This window comes from Nonomuraea sp. NPDC048826, assembly GCF_043198225.1.
Classification (GTDB): Bacteria; Actinomycetota; Actinomycetes; order Streptosporangiales; family Streptosporangiaceae; genus Nonomuraea.
In genome coordinates this window covers 871,144-890,721 of record NZ_JBICUQ010000002.1, presented here as the reverse complement: position 1 = coordinate 890,721, position 19,578 = coordinate 871,144, and the positions used below count along the sequence as shown (strand labels likewise).

17 protein-coding genes, 4 tRNA genes and 1 riboswitch are annotated in these 19,578 nt (G+C 73.5%); of the genes, 9 read left to right on the top strand and 12 right to left on the bottom strand.

The features are described from left to right. Positions 1 to 44 precede the first annotated feature (44 nt). Positions 45 to 242: riboswitch (cobalamin riboswitch) on the bottom strand. A 32-nt stretch (positions 243 to 274) separates the two neighbouring features. From ACGFI7_RS09730 to ACGFI7_RS09715, 4 genes are all read right to left on the bottom strand, one after another. Next, positions 275 to 1,192, bottom strand: coding sequence for a Bug family tripartite tricarboxylate transporter substrate binding protein (locus tag ACGFI7_RS09730; RefSeq protein ID WP_393401466.1), 918 nt, complete (start codon positions 1,190 to 1,192; stop codon positions 275 to 277). Positions 1,193 to 1,267: 75 nt separating this feature from the next. Further along, positions 1,268 to 1,990, bottom strand: a complete 723-nt coding sequence (locus tag ACGFI7_RS09725) for an SAM-dependent methyltransferase (RefSeq protein WP_393401464.1) — start codon at positions 1,988 to 1,990, stop codon at positions 1,268 to 1,270. Positions 1,991 to 2,083: 93 nt separating this feature from the next. Further along, a complete protein-coding gene (glmS, locus tag ACGFI7_RS09720; protein ID WP_393401462.1) occupies positions 2,084 to 3,904 on the bottom strand; it encodes a glutamine--fructose-6-phosphate transaminase (isomerizing) in 1,821 nt (606 codons plus the stop codon). A gap of 9 nt (positions 3,905 to 3,913) precedes the next feature. Beyond that, a complete protein-coding gene (locus ACGFI7_RS09715) occupies positions 3,914 to 4,201 on the bottom strand; it encodes a hypothetical protein (RefSeq protein ID WP_393401459.1) in 288 nt (95 codons plus the stop codon). 231 nt (positions 4,202 to 4,432) lie between these two features. Between ACGFI7_RS09715 and ACGFI7_RS09710 the strand changes: the two genes are divergently transcribed. The 5 genes from ACGFI7_RS09710 (at position 4,433) to ACGFI7_RS09690 (ending at position 5,823) form a co-directional block, all read left to right on the top strand. After that, positions 4,433 to 4,504 (top strand) — tRNA-Gly (locus tag ACGFI7_RS09710). A 15-nt stretch (positions 4,505 to 4,519) separates the two neighbouring features. Further along, positions 4,520 to 4,590 (top strand) — tRNA-Cys (locus ACGFI7_RS09705). Between the two features lie 51 nt (positions 4,591 to 4,641). Beyond that, positions 4,642 to 4,713 (top strand) — tRNA-Gly (locus tag ACGFI7_RS09700). Between the two features lie 19 nt (positions 4,714 to 4,732). Next, positions 4,733 to 4,804: transfer RNA gene (locus ACGFI7_RS09695), tRNA-Val, on the top strand. 239 nt (positions 4,805 to 5,043) lie between these two features. Beyond that, entirely contained in the window at positions 5,044 to 5,823 is a 780-nt protein-coding gene (locus tag ACGFI7_RS09690) for a hypothetical protein (RefSeq protein ID WP_393401457.1), read from the top strand. A 147-nt stretch (positions 5,824 to 5,970) separates the two neighbouring features. On the opposite strand, the gene ACGFI7_RS09685 is transcribed toward ACGFI7_RS09690, so the two are convergent. The 6 genes from ACGFI7_RS09685 to ACGFI7_RS09660 are packed head-to-tail and all read right to left on the bottom strand — an operon-like array spanning position 5,971 to position 11,228. Next, entirely contained in the window at positions 5,971 to 6,282 is a 312-nt protein-coding gene (locus ACGFI7_RS09685; RefSeq protein WP_393401455.1) for a DUF6401 family natural product biosynthesis protein, read from the bottom strand. A 30-nt stretch (positions 6,283 to 6,312) separates the two neighbouring features. After that, on the bottom strand, positions 6,313 to 7,476 hold the full coding sequence (pcaC, locus tag ACGFI7_RS09680) for a 4-carboxymuconolactone decarboxylase (protein ID WP_393401452.1): 1,164 nt from the start codon (positions 7,474 to 7,476) through the stop codon (positions 6,313 to 6,315). Next, entirely contained in the window at positions 7,473 to 8,903 is a 1,431-nt protein-coding gene (gene pcaB / locus ACGFI7_RS09675) for a 3-carboxy-cis,cis-muconate cycloisomerase (protein WP_393401449.1), read from the bottom strand. Before pcaB ends, pcaC begins: the two co-directional genes overlap by 4 nt. Then, entirely contained in the window at positions 8,893 to 9,390 is a 498-nt protein-coding gene (gene pcaG, locus ACGFI7_RS09670) for a protocatechuate 3,4-dioxygenase subunit alpha (protein WP_393401447.1), read from the bottom strand. The genes pcaB and pcaG overlap by 11 nt, the downstream gene beginning before the upstream one ends. Beyond that, entirely contained in the window at positions 9,391 to 10,056 is a 666-nt protein-coding gene (gene pcaH, locus ACGFI7_RS09665) for a protocatechuate 3,4-dioxygenase subunit beta (RefSeq protein ID WP_393401444.1), read from the bottom strand. It lies immediately after the preceding gene. A 14-nt stretch (positions 10,057 to 10,070) separates the two neighbouring features. Next, entirely contained in the window at positions 10,071 to 11,228 is a 1,158-nt protein-coding gene (locus ACGFI7_RS09660; RefSeq protein WP_393401442.1) for a 4-hydroxybenzoate 3-monooxygenase, read from the bottom strand. A gap of 80 nt (positions 11,229 to 11,308) precedes the next feature. Between ACGFI7_RS09660 and ACGFI7_RS09655 the strand changes: the two genes are divergently transcribed. From ACGFI7_RS09655 to ACGFI7_RS09640, 4 genes are all read left to right on the top strand, one after another. Then, on the top strand, positions 11,309 to 12,064 hold the full coding sequence (locus tag ACGFI7_RS09655; RefSeq protein WP_393401439.1) for an IclR family transcriptional regulator: 756 nt from the start codon (positions 11,309 to 11,311) through the stop codon (positions 12,062 to 12,064). Between the two features lie 29 nt (positions 12,065 to 12,093). Beyond that, a complete protein-coding gene (locus ACGFI7_RS09650; RefSeq protein ID WP_393401436.1) occupies positions 12,094 to 12,930 on the top strand; it encodes an SDR family oxidoreductase in 837 nt (278 codons plus the stop codon). Between the two features lie 97 nt (positions 12,931 to 13,027). After that, complete coding sequence (locus tag ACGFI7_RS09645; protein ID WP_393401433.1) at positions 13,028 to 13,603, top strand: helix-turn-helix domain-containing protein; 576 nt, start codon at positions 13,028 to 13,030, stop codon at positions 13,601 to 13,603. A 77-nt stretch (positions 13,604 to 13,680) separates the two neighbouring features. Beyond that, positions 13,681 to 15,096 (top strand): NAD(P)/FAD-dependent oxidoreductase, encoded by a 1,416-nt coding sequence (locus ACGFI7_RS09640; RefSeq protein ID WP_393401430.1) that lies wholly within the window; start codon positions 13,681 to 13,683, stop codon positions 15,094 to 15,096. Between the two features lie 26 nt (positions 15,097 to 15,122). Here ACGFI7_RS09640 and ligD read toward each other — a convergent pair whose 3' ends face one another. Both ligD and ACGFI7_RS09630 read right to left on the bottom strand, forming a co-directional pair. Beyond that, entirely contained in the window at positions 15,123 to 16,304 is a 1,182-nt protein-coding gene (gene ligD, locus ACGFI7_RS09635) for a non-homologous end-joining DNA ligase (protein WP_393401428.1), read from the bottom strand. A 42-nt stretch (positions 16,305 to 16,346) separates the two neighbouring features. Beyond that, complete coding sequence (locus tag ACGFI7_RS09630) at positions 16,347 to 19,547, bottom strand: BTAD domain-containing putative transcriptional regulator (protein ID WP_393401426.1); 3,201 nt, start codon at positions 19,545 to 19,547, stop codon at positions 16,347 to 16,349. Between the last annotated feature and the right edge of the window lie 31 nt (positions 19,548 to 19,578).

The window sequence follows — 19,578 nt, the reverse complement described above, 5'->3', positions numbered from 1 at the left end:
CGGCGGCGCGCGCCGCTACGCCCCCGGGCCCTCCCTCGAGGCCCTGGACATGGTCCATCGCCGGCAGGTCTTCGGGCTCGCGGGCGTCTTCGCGCTTTCCTACTGGCCGTCGCTTCCCGGAGGTTCCAGTGCTCGTTGACGGCGGTCGTTCCCGCTCACCGCTGCGGGGCAGCCCCGGAATCGCACCGGGTTCCCTCTTGCTCCGCCCCGGGCTGGGGCGAACCGGCGAACGATCGAGATCCTACATCTTGTGGCCGATCTCGCAAGCACCACATCATGTTGTGCCTTTGCCGCTTTCGAGGAGCCCCAGGTCGCGGAGCACGGCCTTGGTGCGGCGGATCTCGGAGTCGACCCAGGCGGCGAAGCGGTCACCGGTCAGCGGGATGGGCGTCCAGCCGCCGTCCCGGCAGGCGCGGCGCCAGCCGGGCGTGCCGGTCACCTCCTCGCACATGCCGATGGCCGCGTCGCGGGCCTCCGCCGGCATGCCGCCGGGGCCGACGGCGGCGCACCAGTTCGCGAAGTCCACCCGGACCCCGCACTCCAGCAGGCTGGGCGCCTCCAGGCCGGGGAAGCGCTCGGCGCAGGAGACGGCCAGCACCCGGACCCGCCCCCGGTCGATGTACGGGCGCCAGCCGGCCAGCGGGCCCGCCGCGGCGGCGGCACGGCCGGCGAGCAGCGCGCCGGCGGCCTCGGCGGCGCCCGGATAGCCCGCGTAGTCCACCTGCCGGGTGTCGGCGCCGAGTCCCCTCGCGATGAGCCCGAACAGCAGGTGGTCGGGGGCGCCCTGCGGCCCCCCGGCGAGCGGCGTGCCCGCGGGGTCGGCGCGCAGGTGGGCGCCGAAGGCGTCGAAGGTGGCGAAGCGCGAGTTCTGCGGCACCAGCACCACCTCGACCTCGCCGGCCAGCCGGGCGAGCGGGGTGGTGCCCTGAAGGGGCGACTCGGCCGCGTTCAGCTCGGCGGCGGCGAGCGCGGGCAGCCCGGTGATGGTGAGCGTGCTGACCGGCCCGGTCCCGCCGACCGGGTAGCCGGCCCCGCGGGCCGCCTGGGCGAACTCCTCGGCGACGCGCGCCCAGCCCTCGCCGCCGGCGTGGATCTCGTACGTGCCGGGAACGCTCCCCGCGGACCGGCCCCCGCAGCCGGCGACGCAGGCGGCCACCCCGAGGCCCGCCGCGAGAAATCGCCTGCGCCGCATGACCCGCCTCCCCCGAAGTCTCCACTTCAGGTTATTGACAGATCACACAGAGTTACACATGCCGGACATCGCCTATTAAGGTTTCCAGGCCATCCCGGCGAGCAGCGGCAGCCGGGTGCCGCCCACCAGGCGCGGCCTGTCCGGCCGCCACTCGTGGGCCTGCACCAGGCCGGGCTCGATCATGACGAAGTCGCCGAAGAACTCCTGGATCTCCTCGGGGCCGCGGCCGGTGCCGCCCGCCGGGGCGTCGCCCGGCGACGTGGAGTGGGCGATCGCCAGGTAGCTGCCCGGGGCCAGCGCCTCGCGCAGGCGCGCGACGACGCCGTGCGGGTCCATGCTGTCGGGCACGAGGTGGAGCACCGACACCAGCAGCACCCCGACCGGCTGTTCGGGGTCCAGGTAGCCGGCGGCCTCGTCGAGCATCCCCGCGGGGTCGAGCAGGTCGGCCTCCACGAAGACCGCCCTGGCCCGCTCCCCGAGCAAGGTCCTGCCGTGCGCCGCGACCACCGGGTCGTGGTCCACGTAGACGACCCTGGCGTCCGGGACCACCTCGTGCACGTTGCCCTGGGTGGGCAGGCCGCTGCCCACGTCCAGGAACTGGGAGACCCCCTGCGCGGCGGCATAACGGACCGCGCGCTGGAGGAACCCCCTGGCGGCGCGCGCCAGCGGCACCGCCTCCGGTATCAGATCCGCCAGCCGGTCCAGGGCCTCGCGGTCGACCGCGAAGTTGTCCTTGCCGCCGAGCAGGTAGTCGTACATCCGGGCAAGATTGGGAGTGTCGGGGTCGAACTGGGGCACATTTCGACCCTAGGCGCTCCCCTGCCGAGGCGACACCGGGCGGATTCCGACTATGACCCAGCCGAACGGTAAGGGTTTGCTAACCCCCTCTTGCTACTCGACCGTGACGCTCTTGGCCAGATTGCGGGGCTTGTCGACGTCCCTGCCGAGCGCCACCGCGGCGTGGTAGGCGAACAGCTGCAGCGGGATCGTGAGCAGGATCGGGTCCAGCTCGATCTCGTTCTTCGGCACCACGACGCAGTCCTCGGCCAGCTTGGCGTCCGGCTCCCGGTGGCCGATCATCAGGACGCTGCCGCCCCTGGCGCGGATCTCGCCGAGCGTGGTGAGGTTCTTGTCGAGCAGTTCGTCGTCGGGGACGATCGCCACCGTCGGCATCTCCGGGCCGATCAGCGCGAGCGGGCCGTGCTTGAGCTCGCTGGCCGGGTAGGCCTCGGCGTGCACGTACGAGATCTCCTTGAGCTTCTGGGCGCCCTCGCGGGCCACCGGGTAGCCGCGGACCCGGCCGACGAACATCATGCCCGTGTGCTTGGCGTACTTCTGCGCCAGCTCGGCGATCTTGTCGCCCTGGGCCAGGATCTCCTCGATCTGGTTGGGCAGCCTGCGCAGGCCCTCGCAGATGCGCCGCCCGTCGGCCGGCGACAGGTCGCGCACCCGGCCCAGGTGCAGCGCCAGCAGCGCGAACGCCACCGCGGTCGAGGTGAACGCCTTGGTCGAGGCCACCGACACCTCAGGGCCCGCGTGCAGGTAGACGCCGCCGTCGACCTCCCGGGCGATGGCGCTGCCGACGGCGTTGACGATGCCGATGACCCGGCCGCCCTTGCGCTTGAGCTCCTGCACGGCGGCGAGCGTGTCGTAGGTCTCGCCGGACTGGCTGATGGCGATGTAGAGCGTGTCCTGCTCGACGACGGGGTTGCGGTAGCGGAACTCGCTGGCGGGCTCGGCGTCCGCGGGGATGCGGGCCAGCTCCTCGATCAGCTGGGCGCCGATCTGACCGGAGTAGTACGCGGAACCGCAGCCGATGATCTTCACCCGGCGGAAGGAACGGGTCTCGCGGGCGTCCATGTTGAGCCCGCCCAGGTGGGCCACGTTGAACCGCTCGTCCAGACGGCCGCTCATCGTGCGTGCGGTGGTCTCGGGCTGCTCGGAGATCTCCTTGAGCAGGTAGTGCTCGTAGCCGCCGGTGTCGTAGTGTCCGGCGTCCCAGTCGACCGTCAACGGCTCCTTGGCGGTCTCACGGGCGTCGCTGGCGAAGGTGTGGAAGCCGTCGGCGCGCAGCACGGCCAGCTCGCCGTCCTCCAGGTGGACCACCTGGCGGGTGTAGCGGATGAGCGCCGCCACGTCGGAGGCGGCGAACATCTCCTTCTCGCCGATGCCGAGCACGATCGGGCTGCCGTTGCGTGCCACGACCACCTCTCCCGGCCGCTCGGCGTCGATCACCGCGATCCCGTACGTGCCGACGACGCTCTTCAGCGACTTGCGTACGGCCTCCTCCAGGGAGTCGTTCTCGTCGGCCGCGGCGGCGATCAGGTGGGCGAGCACCTCGGTGTCGGTGTCGGACCGGAACTCCACGCCGTCGGCGATCAGCTTGGCGCGCAGCTCACCGGCGTTCTCGATGATGCCGTTGTGCACCACGGCGATGCGCTCGTCGGCCGACAGGTGCGGATGCGCGTTCTCGTCGCTGGGGACGCCGTGCGTGGCCCACCGGGTGTGCCCGATGCCCAGGGCGCCCTTGAACCTGGCCGGCACCACCTTGGCCAGGTCGGCGACCCTGCCCTTGACCTTGCGGACCTTGAGCCCCTTGCTGGAGACCACGATCCCCGCCGAGTCGTAACCGCGGTACTCCAGCCGCTGGAGCCCTTCGAGCAGGATCGGGGCCGCGTCCTTCGGCCCCACGTACGCGACGATTCCGCACATCCGAGTCTCCTATCCGTAAACGATCCGGCGCAGCTGCCGCAGCGACAGCTCGGGGGCCGCCACCCGGCGGCCCCTCAGCTCGGCGGCGACCCTGGGAAAGATCTCGTCATTGGTCAGGCCGCGGGCCTTCAACTCCCCGTGGCGACGGCGCACGAACTCCTCCGCCGTCTCCGAGAAGTACGACAGCACGTCGGCCACCACGCGCGCCGCCTCACCCCGCCCGAGTGGGCTGGTCGTGGTGAGGTGGACGATGAGGTCCTCGTAGGGATGCCGCGCCGTGGACACAGACGAGGACATTACGCAGATGGAACGAGACACGCCAACATCCTGCCCGATATCGGGCAGAAATTAGCTCTTCCGGTCGCCCGGGTTCTCCCATCGGACACCCGGGCCCGGATGATCACCGGCGTCGAGCGTCTTGGACGATCAAGCCGATCGGCCGAAATTCGCCCTGTGAGCCGCTCCATGCGCACGGGCACTCCGGGAAGGCGATATGGTTTTCCTCGTGACCGGCGACGCCGGAAACACGCGGAAGTGGCTCAGGGGTAGAGCATCACCTTGCCAAGGTGAGGGTCGCGGGTTCGAATCCCGTCTTCCGCTCGGAGTTCGACTCCTGGTGGAGTGGCCGAGAGGCGAGGCAGCGGCCTGCAAAGCCGTCTACACGGGTTCAAATCCCGTCTCCACCTCGGCGCGTTCGGCGGATCCCCCCGGATCCGCTAAAGTAAGAGCAACGCCATGCGGAAGTGGCTCAGGGGTAGAGCATCACCTTGCCAAGGTGAGGGTCGCGGGTTCGAATCCCGTCTTCCGCTCTGAGTGACAACTCAATACGGACGATTAGCTCAGCGGGAGAGCGCTTCCCTGACACGGAAGAGGTCACTGGTTCAATCCCAGTATCGTCCACCCGTCACCAAACCCCGGATCCAGTCCATCAGGATCCGGGGTTTCTTGTCGTTCCCGGCGGCTTGAAGGTCTTCAGGCCTGTTGATTACTCTCTGTTTACTATTTTGGCCGATTCCGGGGAGATTTCGTCACGCTGTGTGCATATGACCACTCCGAGCGGGTAGCGCGCTGACATTAGCTCCTCGGAGGGGGAAACCGTGGACATCAACATAGGCCAAGGCATATCGGATGCCTGGCGAATGATCGCGACGTTCGTTCCCAAGCTGGTCGCGTTCCTGGTCGTGCTCATCATCGGCTGGATCGTGGCGAAGGTGCTGGAGAAGATCGTCGACAAGGTGCTGGAACGGGTCGGGTTCGACCGTGCGGTCGAGCGCAGCGGCGTGCAGCGGTGGCTGGAGCGCAGCCAGTACGACGCGAGCAGCCTGCTGGCCAGGATCGTCTTCTACGCCATCATCCTGGTCACCCTGCAGATCGCGTTCAGCGTGTTCGGGCCGAACCCGATCTCCGCGCTGCTGACGGCCGTGGTGGCCTGGCTGCCCATGGCGATCGTGGCCATCGTGATCATCGTGGTGACCGGGGCCATCGCGCGGGCCGTCGGCGACATCATCAGGGGCGCGCTCGGCGGGCTGTCGTACGGCCGGCTGCTGGCCGTGGCCGCCGAGGTGTTCATCTGGGCGCTGGGCATCATCGCGGCGCTCAACCAGATCGGCGTGGCCACCGCGGTCACCATCCCGGTCCTGGTCGCGGCGCTCGCCACGGTGGGCGCGATCGCGGCCATCGGGATCGGCGGCGGCCTGGTGCGGCCCATGCAGCAGCGGTGGGAGCGCTGGCTCGGCCGCATCGAGGAGGAGGCGCCGCAGGCCAGGGCGCACGCGGAGGCGTACCAGCGGGGCCGCGAGCACGCCCGCGGCATGACGCCGGAGGAGATGGCCGAGCGCGGCACGTCGGAGCAGCGGATCACGCCGTCGACCGGCACCGGGACGGTGGGCTCCACCCGCCCGGACATCCGGGAGCCGTGACCGCCCGCCCTCCGGGAAACGGGGCGGCCGTGCCGACGCGCACGGCCGCTCCGCGGAGCCTCGCCGGCACCCGTACCGCGGCCGGGGACCCGCGGGAAGCGGGCCGCAGCCCGGGGGCCCGTGGGGCGCGGCCTGGAGGAGGGCCGGTCAGGCGGGGAGGTCGCCGGTGAGGAAGCCGTGTTCGCGGGCCAGCCAGCACGCGGCCGTCAGCCGGAGCGCCGGAGGGTCGAGCGGGCCGTCGAAGACCCACGCCCGGTCCCGCAGTTCGTCCAGGAAGCCCAGCACGTAGTCGCCCAGGGCCTCCGGGTCGAGCGGGATCGTGTCCCGCAGCACCGCGGCATGCTGGTCCACCGCCGCGACCAGGCCGGGGTCGATGGCCATCCTGGCGAACTGGTCCTCGCCCAGCGCGCCCATCACCCATTGCAGGGGCGCAGTCGCCCACCCATCCTCAAAAAGCACCTCTAAACCCTAAACCACCCCAAAAGCCCTTTACCCTTCGGCGTCGATGTCGGCCAGCGTGCGCTGCGCCACCGCGAAGGCCGAGTTCGCCGCCGGAACCCCGCAGTAGACGGCGGTCTGCAGCAGCACCTCCTTGATCTCCTCGCGGCTCAGACCGTTGCGCAACGCCGCCCGCACGTGCATCCCGAGCTCTTCCATGTGGCCGCGCGCCACCAGCGCGGTGAGCGTGATGAGGCTGCGGGCGCGCCGGTCGAGGCCGGGCCGGTTCCAGATCTCGTCCCAGGCGTAGCGGGTGATGAAGTCCTGGAAGTCGCGGGTGAAGTCGGTGATGCCGGCGTTGGCCCGGTCGACGTGCGCGCCGCCGAGCACCTCGCGCCGGGTCCGCATCCCGTCGGCCCGGCTCTCCCCCGGCGGCTTCCCCGCCCCCGCGTGCCCGTACTCCCCTGCCGGCTCATACGGCGGCCAGGTGGTCGAGAGGTGGCGGAGCATCGCGGCGGTCGTCGGCTCGGGACGCTGGACGGTGGCCAGGTGGGAGGCGCCGGGGACGGCGGCGAGCAGGGCGCCCGGGATGCCGGTGGCGAGGGTGAGCGCGTGCTCCAGGGGCGTGGCCGGGTCCTCCGCCCCGGCGACGACCAGCGTGGGCGCGGCGATCTCCGGCAGCCTGGCCCGCACGTCGTACCGGGCGAGCGCCTCGCAGCAGGCGGCATAGGAGTCGTCGTCCACCCGGTCGAGCAGGTCGAGGACCCAGCTCCCGTCGTACCCCTCGGTGAACCAGCGCCCGGCCAGCGCCGGCGCGAGCGACCGCACGCCCCGCTCCCGTACCTGCGCCGCCCGCTCCAGCCACGGCCCCGGCTCGCCGAACCGCGCCGACGAGCAGCACATGACGAGGCTTCGCACCCGCTCGGGCGCCTTGAGCGCGACCATGGCGCCGATCGCGCCGCCGACCGAGATGCCGCCGATGGCGAACTGCCGTTCGTCGACCAGGTCGAGCACGGCCCCGGCGAGGTCGTCGAGCGTGAACCCCCCGGCCGCGGGCGAGCCGCCGTGCCCCGGCAGGTCGTACCGGAGCACCCGCCACCGCCCGGCGAGCGCGGGCAGCTGGGGGTTCCAGACGTCCAGCGTGGTGCCCAGGGACGGGCCGAGCACGAGCAGCGGTCCGCCGGCGGGGCCGTCGACGCGATGATGGAGCTTCACGAGGTTCCTTCTCTGTCTCGGTACGCGACGTCTCGGTACGCGACGTCTCGGTACGCGACGTCTCGGTACGCAACGTCTCGGTACGCGACATCCGGGTGCGCGGCCTCCCGGGGCGTGGAGTCCCGGTACGCGGTCAGGAGGCGGTCGATGAGGTCCGGGGCCGCGCCCAGGTACGCGGCCGGGTCCAGCAGGTCGCCGGGGGCGTCCAGGGGGCCGTCCTGCCGGAGCAGCTCCGCGACCGCGTCCTTGCCGAGGTGGGCGGCCAGGCGTTCGGAGACGATGCGGCCGCCGGTGAGGAGGGCGTTGGCCCGCATCCGGTCGGGGAAGACCTGGAGCCCGGCCGTCAGCTCCCCGGCGGTCTCGGCGGCGCCGCCGGTCAGCCGCAGGCACTCCCGCAGCGGGCTCCACTCGGCCTGCCAGGCGCCCGCCGCGCGCTCGTGCTCCCCCACCTGGGCCAGCGCCAGGGCGTAGGCGGGGACCTGGAGGGAGGCGGCGCGGACGAGCACGGACAGGGCGGGGTTGCGCTTGTGCGGCATGGCGGACGAACCGCCGGGGGACGCCTCGGCCACCTCGCCGACCTCGGTCTGGGACATCAGGATGACGTCGGCGGCCGGTTTCCCGAGCGCGGTCGCGACCCCGGCCAGCGCGTCTCCCAGCTCGGCCACGATCGACCGCTCGGCGTGCCACGGGATCGCGGGCGCGGCCAGCCCGGTCTCCTCGGCGAACAGCTCGACCACGGCCAGCGCCCGGCCTGGTGCGGCGGCCGCTTCCGCGAGGGCGCTGAGCGTGCCCGCGGCGCCGCCGAGCTGGGCGGGCAGGGACAGGCCCGCCAGGCGGTCGCGGGCGCGCAGGACGCCCGCCAGCCAGGTGGCCGCCTTCAGCCCGAACGTCGTGGGCACCGCCTGCTGGCCGAGGGTGCGGGCGGCCATCACCGTGGCGCGGTGCCGGTCGGCCAGCGCCGCCAGGGCGGCCATGACGCCGTCGAGGTCGGCGAGGATCGCGGCCACCGCGCGCCCGGCGACCAGCATGGCGGCCGTGTCGAGGATGTCCTGGCTGGTCGCGCCCAGGTGGACGTGCGCGGCTGCCGGGTCGCCCACGGCCGCGCGCAGGTCCGACACGAGGGGCACGACGGGGTTGGCCGACCGGCGGGCGCGCCGGGCCAGCGCGGGCACGTCCACGTCCAGGGCCGCCGCCGTGCGGGTGATCCGCTCGGCGTACTCCCCCGGCACCAGCCCGGCCCTGGCCTGCGCGCGGGCCAGGGCCGACTCCGCGTCCAGCATCGCCCGTACCCACGCCTGGTCCGACGTCAGCTCCTCGACGCGGACACCCGCACGCACCGGAGCCAGCAGCCCGGTGTCGAGCGGGCCGGAAGGCGCCGGCGCGGCGGGCGCGTCGTCAGAAGCCGAGGAACCGTCGTCAGAAGTCAAGGAACACCGTCTCCCCATCTCCCTGCAGGCGTACGTCGAACTCGTAGGTGTCCTCCTTCCCCGTCGCGACGAGGGTCGCACGCCTGGCCGGGTCGAGACCGTCCAGCAGCGGGTCCGGACGGTCCTCCAGGTACACCCGGGTCAGCAGCGAGCGCAGCAGGCCGCGGGCGAAGATCTGCAACGAGAGGTACGGCCCGTCGGGGCGGACGGTTCGGAAGCGGTAGCGGCCGTCGGGGTCGGTGGCGCACCGGCCGAACCCCGACACGCCCTCGCCGTCGCGGGTCAGCACGCCCCGGTCGCCGGTGCGGCCGAGCCAGAGCTCCAGCAGCGCGTCGGGGATCGGCTCGCCGGCGCCGTCCCAGACCCGGCCGGTCAGCGTGATGGCCTGCGGGTGACCTTCCGGGACGAGCTCCCAGTCACGCGGGTACGGCAGCGCGCGGGCGAAGAACGGGCCGACGGTCTGGGACGGGGTCGCGGGCAGGGACATTCAGGACTCCACGGGGGTACGGCCGAGCACGATGTCGAAGGTGTAGCCGAGCGCCCATTCGGGCTGGGTGACGTCGTGCGCGTACGAGGAGACGAGCAGCCGGCGGGCGGCCTCGTCGGGGACGGACTGGAGGATCGGGTCGAACGGCATGAGCGGGTCGCCGGGGAAGTACATCTGGGTGACCAGCCGCTGGGTGAAGGCCGTGCCGAACACCGAGAAGTGGATGTGGGCGGGCCGCCAGGCGTTGGGGTGGTTGCGCCACGGGTACGCGCCGGGCTTGATCGTGACGAACCGGTAGCGCCCCTCGTCGTCGGTGAGGCAGCGGCCCGCGCCGGTGAAGTTCGGGTCGAGCGGGGCCGGGTGCTGGTCGAGCGCGTGCGCGTACCGTCCGGCCGCGTTGGCCTGCCAGACCTCGACGAGCGTGCCGCGGACCGGGCGGCCGTCGGAGTCCAGGACGCGGCCGGTGACGATGATCCGCTCGCCGATCGGCTCGCCCGTGTGCTGCACGGTCAGGTCGGCGTCGGTGGAGCCGACCTCCTCGTGCCCGAAGACCGGGCTGCTCAGCTCGATGGTGTCGGGGTCGGCCTTGAACGCCACCGGCGGCTGCGACGGCGCGCGCAGCACCGTGCTCTGGTAGCCGGGAGAGAGATAAGGGGGATGGGTCATGTCCGTCCTTCTGGTCACCATTCGTAGCCGACGTAGTTCTCCGCCAAGGTGGTCGCCGCCGCCTCGGACGAGGTCACGTAGTCCAGGTAGGAGAGCTGCAGCCGCCGCCCGTAGGCGTCGTCGGAGTCGAACGTGTGCAGCAGCGTCGTCATCCACCAGGAGAAGTGCTGGGCCCGCCAGACCCGCTTGAGACAGGCGGCGGAGTAGCCGTCGAGCAGTTCGGCGGAGCCGTCGCCGAAGTACGCCGCCAGCGCCTCGGTGAGCACCCGCACGTCGGCGACGGCCAGGTTGAGGCCCTTGGCGCCGGTGGGCGGCACGATGTGGGCGGCGTCGCCGGCCAGGTAGAGCTTGCCGTACTGCATGGGCTCGACCACGAAGGAGCGCATCGGCGTGACGCTCTTCTCCACGATCTCACCGGTGGTCAGGGTGAACCCGGGCACGGTCTCCAGCCTGGCCTTCAGCTCGTCCCAGACGCGCCCGTCGGGCCAGTCGTCGGCGGCGGCGTCGGGCGGCACCTGCAGGTAGAAGCGGCTGACCGTGGGCGAGCGCATGCTGTGCAGGGCGAAGCCGCGCTCGTTGCGCGCGTAGATGAGCTCCTCGGAGGAGGGCGCGACCGTGGCGAGGATGCCGAGCCAGGCGAACGGGTACTCGCGCTCGTACGCGGTGAGCACGCCCTCGGGCACCGAAGGCCTGGACACGCCGTGGAAACCGTCGCAGCCGGCGATCACGTCGCAGTCGAGCCGCTCCCCGCCGAACGTCAGGTAGGGCCGGTCCTCCAGCGAGTGCAGCGCCACGTCCTCGACCTCGAAGCGGATGTCGCCGCCCGCTTCCAGCCTGGCGGCGATGAGGTCCTTGACCACCTCCTGCTGCCCGTACACGGTGATGGCCCGGCCGGGCACCAGCTTCTCGAACGCGATGCGGTGGCCCGCGCCGCCGTACCTGAGCTCGATGCCGTGGTGGGGCAGCCCTTCACGCAGCATGCGGTCGCCGACGCCGGCCGCGATGAGCGTGTCCACCGTGCCCTGCTCCAGCACCCCGGCGCGGACGCGCCGTTCGACGTAGTCGCGGCTGCGTCTCTCCAGCACCACCGAGGAGATGCCGCGCAGGTGGAGCAGGTGAGACAGCAGCAGGCCGGCGGGCCCGGCGCCGACGATCCCTACCTGAGTCCGCATGCCGAAAGCATCGTGCCTCCGCCCCCCGGGGATCGAGGGGACGCTTCCACTCAGCGGAAGAACTTTGCAAGGATGGGTGCATGGCTGGTGGATCCCGGGAGCCGGGCAGGAGCGTGACGTCCAAGGTCCTGGCGATTCTCGGCGCCTTCGACGCCGCTCACCCCCGGCTGACGCTCACGGAGGTGGCGGCGCGCAGCGGGGTGCCGCTGACGACGGCTCACCGGCTGGTGGGCGAGCTGGAGCGGTGGCAGGCGCTGGGCCGCGGCCCCGACGGGCGGCTGAGCGTGGGCCTGCGGCTGTGGGAGCTGGGGCAGCTCGCGCCCGGCCGGCTGCAGGACGTGGCGCACCCGTGGCTGCAGGAGGTGTTCGCCGGCACCGGCGAGAACGTCCACCTGGCCGTCCGCGACGGCCTGGAGGTGCTGTACGTGGACAAGGTGTACGGGCGGCGGGCGGTGCCGATCGTGTCCAGGGCGGGCGGGCGGCTGCCGATGCACCCGACCGGGGTGGGCAAGGCGTTGCTGGCGTACGAGCCCGACTGGTTCGTCCGCGCCTACCTGGAGCGGGAGCTGGAGCGGCCGACGCCGCACACCATCACCGAGCCCGGCCGGCTGGCCCGCGAGCTGTCCGCGGTCCGCGCCCAGGGGTACGCGCTCACGTACGAGGAGATGACCCTGGGCTCCTGCTCGGCCGCCGCGCCGGTGCTGGTGGAGGGCCGGGCCGTCGCCGCGCTGGGCATCGTGCTGGCCTCCCGGCGGGCCAGGGAGCTGCCGCGCCTGGTCGACATCCTGCGCACGGCCGCGGCGGGCATCGCCGCGTCCTACTCCGCCGCAGCCTGAATCCGCAGGTGAGGGGTAGTAACCCCGGCATGCGCATTCTGGTCATGGGAGCCGACGGGACGCTGGGCAGAGCCGCCGTGCCCGCCCTCGTCACGGCGGGCCACGAGGTCCGCGCGCTGGGGCGGCGGCCGCGGGGCGGCGCGGACGCCCGGTGGTTCCCCGCTGAGTCCGTGAAGGAGGCCGTGCGCGGCTGCGACGCCGTCCTGATGCTGGCGGAGCGTGAGCCCGCGGCGGGCCGGGCCCTGGTGGCGGCCTCGTGCGGGGCGGGCGTGCCGCACCTGGTGCGGGTGGCCGGGCCGGCGGCCGGGCGGGCGCGCAAGCGGCTGGATGACGCCGAGCGCGTCGTCAGGAGCAGCGGGCTCGGCTGGACCCTGGTCCGCCACAGCCACCTGCACCAGTCGCTGGACCGGGCGCTGCGGGAGCTGGCCGTCTCCCCGGTGCTGCCGGTGGACCCGTCGGTGCCCTGGCAGCCGGTGGACGCCCGCGAGGTGGCCGCCTACCTGACCGGGCTGCTGAGGGGCGAGCCGCGGCAGGCCGCTCTGGCGTTCGGTGGCCCGCAGGTGCTGCGCACCTCCGAGCTGGTGCCCACCTGGCTGGAGGCCCGGGGGCTGCGCCGCCTGACCCCGCGGGTGCGCTACCCCGGCCGGGTGATGGCCGAGCAGCGGGCCGGCCGGCTGCTGGTCAGGAACGCGCCGCTGGGCACGCTCTCCTGGCGGGAGTGGCTCATGCCGGCGCCCGTGCTGTCGGACGACTTCGCCGAGGAGCACACCGCCTCGCCGACGAGCCCGGCCAACCAGCCGGAGGGCGATCCTGATCTGCGGGTGTACGGGGGCGACGAGGGGTACCAGCGCCAGACTCGGGCGTGAAGTCGGTTTGTGCCCCTCTTGCTGGGCTTTCTCCCGGCATGTACCGTCCCTTCCGTTACACTGAACACCTTGTTCAGTCCCGCCGACCGAGGGTTCGATGACGGAGCCAGAAACCGCCCGCCTGGGAGCGCGCATCCGGGCGTACCGGAACATGCGCCGCATGACCGTGCGCGGGCTGGCCGTCGAGGCGAAGGCGAGCCCCAGCTTCATCAGCCAGCTGGAGCGCGGTCACAGCAGCGCCAGCATCGGCATGCTCAGGCGGATCGCCACCGCCCTGGGCCTCACCGTGGCCGACCTGTTCAACGAGGACGACGCGCTCGGGCCCCGGGTGGTGCGCCGCTCCGCCCGTCCCGAGTTACCCACCGCCCCCGGCACCCGCAAGTACCTCATCTCCCAGCGTCCCCTCCAGAACCTCGAGGTGTACGCGGGAGAGCTCGACCCCGGGACCTCGACCGGCGACGAGCCGTACTCCCACGGCGAGTCCCAGGAGATCCTCCTCGTGCTGCGCGGCCGGATCACCATCTGGCTCGGCCCGGCCGGTTCGGCCTCCCCGCAGGTGCTCGGGCCGGGTGACAGCGTGGAGTACCGGACCTCGGTGCCGCACCGGGTGGCCAACGAGGGAGACGAGCCGGCCGAGGTCATCTGGATGATCAGCCCGCCCACCCCCGCCTGAGCACCACGCCACCATCACCGACGGGTCGCCGACTCCGTTTCTTCTTCCCGACTAGCCTGATATGGAGGCGGTTCGACGTGAAAGGGATCCCGCTGACGGGGGACTTCGCCAACGGCGGGGTCTCGTTCTGGTACCGGCAGGCCGGCCTGCCGGCGCGCCGGGCGCCGCTGCCCGGTCCGCGCGCGTACGACGTGGCGATCGTCGGCGGCGGCTACACCGGCCTGTGGACGGCCTACTACCTGAAGAAGGCCCAGCCTGATCTGCGGATCGCCGTCCTGGAGAAGGAGTTCGCCGGGTTCGGCGCGTCCGGACGCAACGGCGGCTGGCTGTCGGCGGAGTTCGCCGGGTCGCGCAAGCGGCACGCCCGGGCGCGCGGCCGTCAGGCGATGATCGACCTGCAGCACGCCATGTTCCGCGCCGTGGACGAGGTCATCGACGTGGCCCGCGAGGAGGGCATCGACGCCGACGTCCACAAGGGCGGGCTGGTGCACGTCGCCACCAACCCGGCGCAGCGCCGCCGGCTCCGCGCCGAGGTGGACGACCTGCGCACCTGGGGGTACGGCGAGGACGACATGCGGCTGATGGACCGCGACGAGATGCGCGAGCGGCTGAACGTGGCCGGCGCCATCGAGGCCGCCTACTCGCCGCACTGCGCCCGCATCCAGCCGGCCAAGCTGGCGGTCGGGCTGGCCCGGGCGGCCGAGGCGCTGGGCGTGGAGATCTTCGAGAGCACCACGGTGACCGAGATCCGCCCGCGCGAGGGCGGCCGGGCCTCGGCCGTCACCGACCGGGGCACGGTCACGGCCGAGTACGTCATCCGCGCCACCGAGGGCTTCACCTCCAGCCTGGCCGGGCAGCACCGGCAGTGGCTGCCGATGAACAGCTCGATGATCGTCACCGAGCCGCTGCCCGCCGAGGTGTGGAAGCACGTCGGCTGGTCGGGCAACGAACTGCTCGGCGACCAGGCGCACGGCTACATCTACGCGCAGCGCACCGCCGACGACCGGATCGCCATCGGCGGCCGGGGCGTGCCCTACCGGTACGGGTCGCGTACGGACGTGTGGGGGGCGACGCAGGCGCAGACGGTCGCGGCGCTCTGGCGGATGCTGGTCAAGTTGTTCCCCGCCACCGCGGACGTGCGGGTGCAGCACGCGTGGTGCGGCGTGCTCGGGGTGCCGCGCGACTGGTGCTCGACCGTGCACCTGGACCACGAGACCGGGCTCGGCTGGGCCGGCGGCTACGTCGGCAGCGGCGTGACCACCACCAACCTTGCCGGGCGCACGCTGCGCGACCTGGTGCTGCGGCGCGACACCGAGCTGACCGCGCTGCCGTGGGTGGGCCGCCAGGTGCGGCAGTGGGAGCCCGAGCCGCTGCGGTGGATCGGCGTGCAGCTCATCTACGCGTTGTATCGGGCCGCCGACCGGCGCGAGAACGACCACGGCACCACCACCTCGCCGTTCGCGCACCTCGCCAACCTGATCTCCGGTCGCTGAGGCTCTGGTCGCTGAGGCTCCGGCCGCTAGCTCCAGGGGTCGTAGTCGACCTCCAGCGGCTCCTGCGGCGGGCGTTCCGCCTCAGGCACGTGCTGGAGGTTGACGCGGATCCGGTACCACACGCTGCTGCGCCCGCGCATGCCGTCGACCAGCACGTCGGCGGGCTCCAGCCGGGCGGCGACGGCGGGGTGGCGGGCCTTCCAGCGGTCGAGCCCGGCCAGCGCCTCGTCCTTGTGCTGGGCCTTGGCGATCTCGATGACCGGCTTGGTCTGCTGCCTGCGGCCGGTGCCCTTGGGCGGCTTGGGCGCCGGGCCGAGCTCCTCGGCCAGCGCGAGCAGGCCGTCGAGGGAGCCGGCGTGCAGGTCCATGTCCTCCCAGGGGTCGCCCGACTCGGCCAGCCGGGCGGGGACGGTGTCGAGGGTGAACTCCTCCGGGCGGCAGCCCGGCACCTCGTCCCAGGTGAGCGCCGTGGAGACGCGGGCGTCGGCGACGGCGCGGACGGAGTAGGCCGAGGCGACGGTGCGGTCGTAGGCGTTCTGGTTGAAGTCGACGAACACGCCGTGGCGCTCCTCCTTCCACCACCGGCTGGTGGCCAGGCCGGGGGCGCGCCGCTCGACCTCGCGGGCCACGGTCTCGGCCGCCTTGCGCACCTGGGCGAACGTCCAGCGCCGCTCGATGCGGGCGTAGACGTGGAAGCCCCGCGAGCCGGACGTCTTGGGCCAGGCGGTCAGCCCGTGGTCGGTCAGCACCTCGCGGGCCACCTGGGCGGTGCTCAGCACGTCGTCCCACCCGACGCCGGGCACCGGGTCGAGGTCGATGCGCAGCTCGTCGGGGTGGGCGAGGTCGTCGGCCCGCACCGGGTGCGGGTTGAGGTCGACGCAGCCCAGGTTGACCACCCAGGCGAGCTGGGCCAGGTCGGTGCAGACGACCTCGGAGGCGCTCAGCCCCGACCGGTAGCGCAGCTCGGCCACCTCGATCCAGTCGGGCCGCTTGGCCGGGGCGCGCTTCTGGAAGAACGGCTCCTCCTCCACGCCGTGCACGAACCGTTTGAGCACCATCGGCCGCCCGTGGACCCCGCGCAGCGCGGCCTCACCCACCGCCTGGTAGTAGCACACCAGGTCGAGCTTGGTGTGACCGGTCTGCGGGAAGATCACCTTGTCCGGGCTGGTGATGCGGACTTCGCGGCCTGCGACCTCGATGTCAGACATGTGGTCACGATACGCGTACGTCCCGACAATCCCCCGGCACCGCTACGGCGCGGTGGCGGGCCGCCGGGCGGCGGACTCCCATTCCGCGCGGCTGCGCTCCGCCCAGTAGGTCAGGCCCAGCCGTTCGTGCGCGGCGATCGCGGCCCTGGCGTGCCCCGCCGCCTCGTCCGTACGGCCGAGCCGGAGCGCGAGCTGGGCCAGCACGTCACGGACCGAACCGCGGACGGCGCTGCCCGAGCCCAGCACCACGAGCTGGTCGGCGATCGGCAGCAGCCGGGCGTAGAGATCGTCCGGCGAGGGCGTGCCGAGCCGGGCCGCGATCAGCCCCCACACCGGCCACAGGAAGTCGGCCGCCCAGTCTTCGCGCAGCGCGCCGCCCCACCGGGCGACCAGTTCGCGGGCCTCGCCCTCGCGGCCGTTCTCCAGCGCGGCCAGGATCGCGACCGGGCGCACCGGCGCCATCAGCGGGGGTTCGGCGGCCGAGATCAGCTCGTCCACCAGCCCGGCGGTGTCGCCCCTGGCCTGCGCGCACAGGTAGCGGGCGATCAGGCGGCGCGCGTCCAGGCCCCACAGGCTCGCCCCGTAGCGGGGCGCGGGGAAGCGCTCCAGCAGCGACTCGGCCTCCGCCCAGCGGGCGCGCAGCATGAGCCCGCCCGTCTGCGCGACCCGGACCATCGCCTCCAGCTCGGGCCTGCGCAGCTCGCGCAGGAGCTGCTCGCAGCGCGACAGCTCGGCCTCCCACTCGGCCAGCTCGCCGGCCCGCAGCAGGCAGGACAGGCGGATCGCGCGGGCCACCAGCCGGTCCTCGCGGCGCAGGAACGGGACGGCGAGCAGCTCGTCGACGGCGCGCAGCCGCTCGTCGTTGCGTCCCGGCACGAACGCGGCCAGCAGATAGTTGTTGAGCGTCCTGGCGAGCAGGGCCGGGTCGCAGATGGCGCGGGCCAGCTCGACCGCCTCGGCGGCCAGCCGCTCGCCCTCGGCGCGGCGCGCCCCGTAGTGCAGCTCGACGCCGAGCGTGCCGAGCAGCGCCGCCCTGTCGTGGTCGTCGAGCGGCCCGGCGAGCAGGTTCTCCAGCACGTCGGCCAGGTCGTCGTCGACGAACCCGTACGGCCGCCAGTTCCACACGGCGGGGGCGCCGAACACCGACACCGCCCGCACCAGCGCCGCCCGGTCGCCGATCCGCTGCGCCTGGGCGATCGCCTCGGTCAGGTCGCGGAAGGCGCCCTCGGCGTCGCCGACGGCGCGTCTGGCCTGGCCCAGACCGGTGAGCGTGCGGCAGCGGGCGAGCGAGTCGCCGGGCGGCAGGTGGGCCAGCGCCAGCTCCCACAGCGCGACGGCCTCCTGGTAGCCGTGCCGGTCCGCGGCCTGGTGGGCGGCCTCGGTGGCGTACCCGACGGCCTTCCCCGCGGGGGCGAGCGGCGCGGCCGCGGCGAAGTGCGCGGCCAGCAGCGCGGCGTCGGCCCCGGCGCGTTCGAGGTGACCGGCGGCGCGCAGGTGCAGGCGGGCGCGTTCCAGCCGGGTGAGACCGGTGTCGAGCGCTTCCCGCACCAGGGCGTGGGAGAACCGGTATCCGGCGGCCGCCTCGGCGACCAGCCCGGCGGCCAGGGCCGGCTCCAGCGCGGTCATCACGTCCTCGACCGGCCGGTCGGCGAGCGCGGACAGCAGGTCCACGTCCGCCTCGCGGCCCGCCACGGCGGCGGCCTTCAGCAGGTCCTGGGTGGGGCCGGGCAGCCTGGCCAGGCGGCGGGCGATCACGTCGCGGGCGCCGGGCGGCACCTGGTCGCGCTCGCTCTCCGGCAGCCGCAGCAGCTCCTCCAGGTAGAACGGGTTCCCGCCGGACCGGTCGAGCAGCGCCACCGGGTCGGCGCGCACCTCGCGCAGCCTCAGGAAGTCGCGCACCTCGCCGGCGCCGAACGGGGCCAGCGGCAGCCGCAGCCCTTCCCGCGACAGCGCGCCCAGCGTCTCGCGGAGCCGCTCCTGGTGCTCGCCCGGCCGCAGCGTGACGATCGCCAGCGTGGTCGTACGGGGCAGCTCGGCGGCGACGTGCTCCAGGAGCTTCAGCGACGAGGCGTCGGCCCAGTGGAGATCCTCCAGCACCAGCAGCCCCGGCTCCTCGCGCAGCCTGGCCAGGACGTCGTCGTACAGGTCGAACAGCTCGGCGGGCGGGCTCGCCGGGAGCGCGCCGGCCTGCCGCCACGGCCAGAACGCGGGCGCGCCGCCGCCGTCGGGGCACCGCCCCCAGGAGACCCGGAACCCGCGGGCGGCGGCGAGGTCGGCGGCGGCGTTGACCAGGCTGGTCTTCCCGATGCCCGCCTCGCCGCTCACCACGACCAGCCCGCCGCGTCCGCCGCGCGCCTCCGTGAGCCGCTCCTCCAGGGCCCGGACCTCGCGCTCCCGCCCGACCAGCCGCTGCCGATGCCGCACCGCCCCGGCTGCCGTGGCGGCCCCGGGGGGTTCTTTCGCGACGGGACTCGCCGGGAGCGCCTCCAGGTCGGGCGACTGGGTGTGGACGGCCTGTTCCAGGCGCCTCAGCCCCGGCCCCGGCTCGATGCCCAGCTCGTCCGAGAGCAGGGCGCGCACCCGGCGCAGCGCGGACAGCGCCTCGGCCTGCCGCCCCGCCCGGTAGAGGGCCAGCACCAGCAGCGACCACGCCCGCTCCCGGTACGGGTCGCCCGCCACCAGCTCCTCCAGCTCGGGCACGCTCGCCTCGCCCAGCTCCAGCCGGGCCGCCAGCCGGTCCTCCCGCACGCCCGAGCGCAGCTCTGTCAGCCGCGCCGCCTCCGCGCGGGCGAACCCGGACGCGGTGAACTCCGCCAGCGGCTCCCCCCGCCACAGCCCCAGCGCGCGGTCGAGCACGGCCGCCGCGTCGGCGGGCCGCCCCGCCGCCAGCAGCCGCCGCCCGTCGGCCGCCCACGCGGCGAACCGGCCCACGTCGGTCTGGGCCGGGGTGATGTCGAGCAGGTAGCCGGGCTCGCGGGTGAGCAGCACCGCCGGCGGCGTGCGCGGCCGGCGCTCGGGCTCCAGCACCCGCCGCAGGTGGGAGACGTACGCCTGCAAGGTCGCCGTCGCCTTGGCCGGGGCCTCGCCCGCCCACAGCTCCTCCACCAGCCGGTCCAGCGAGACCGGACGGCCGGGGCTGAGCGCGAGCATGGCGAGCACCGCCCGCTGCTTGCGGGTGCCGGGGTCAAGCCGCGCCCCGGTGGGATCGACCACCTCAAGGGGGCCGAGCATGCGCACGTCCACGCCCCTAGTCAACCCCAACTCAACCCCAAGT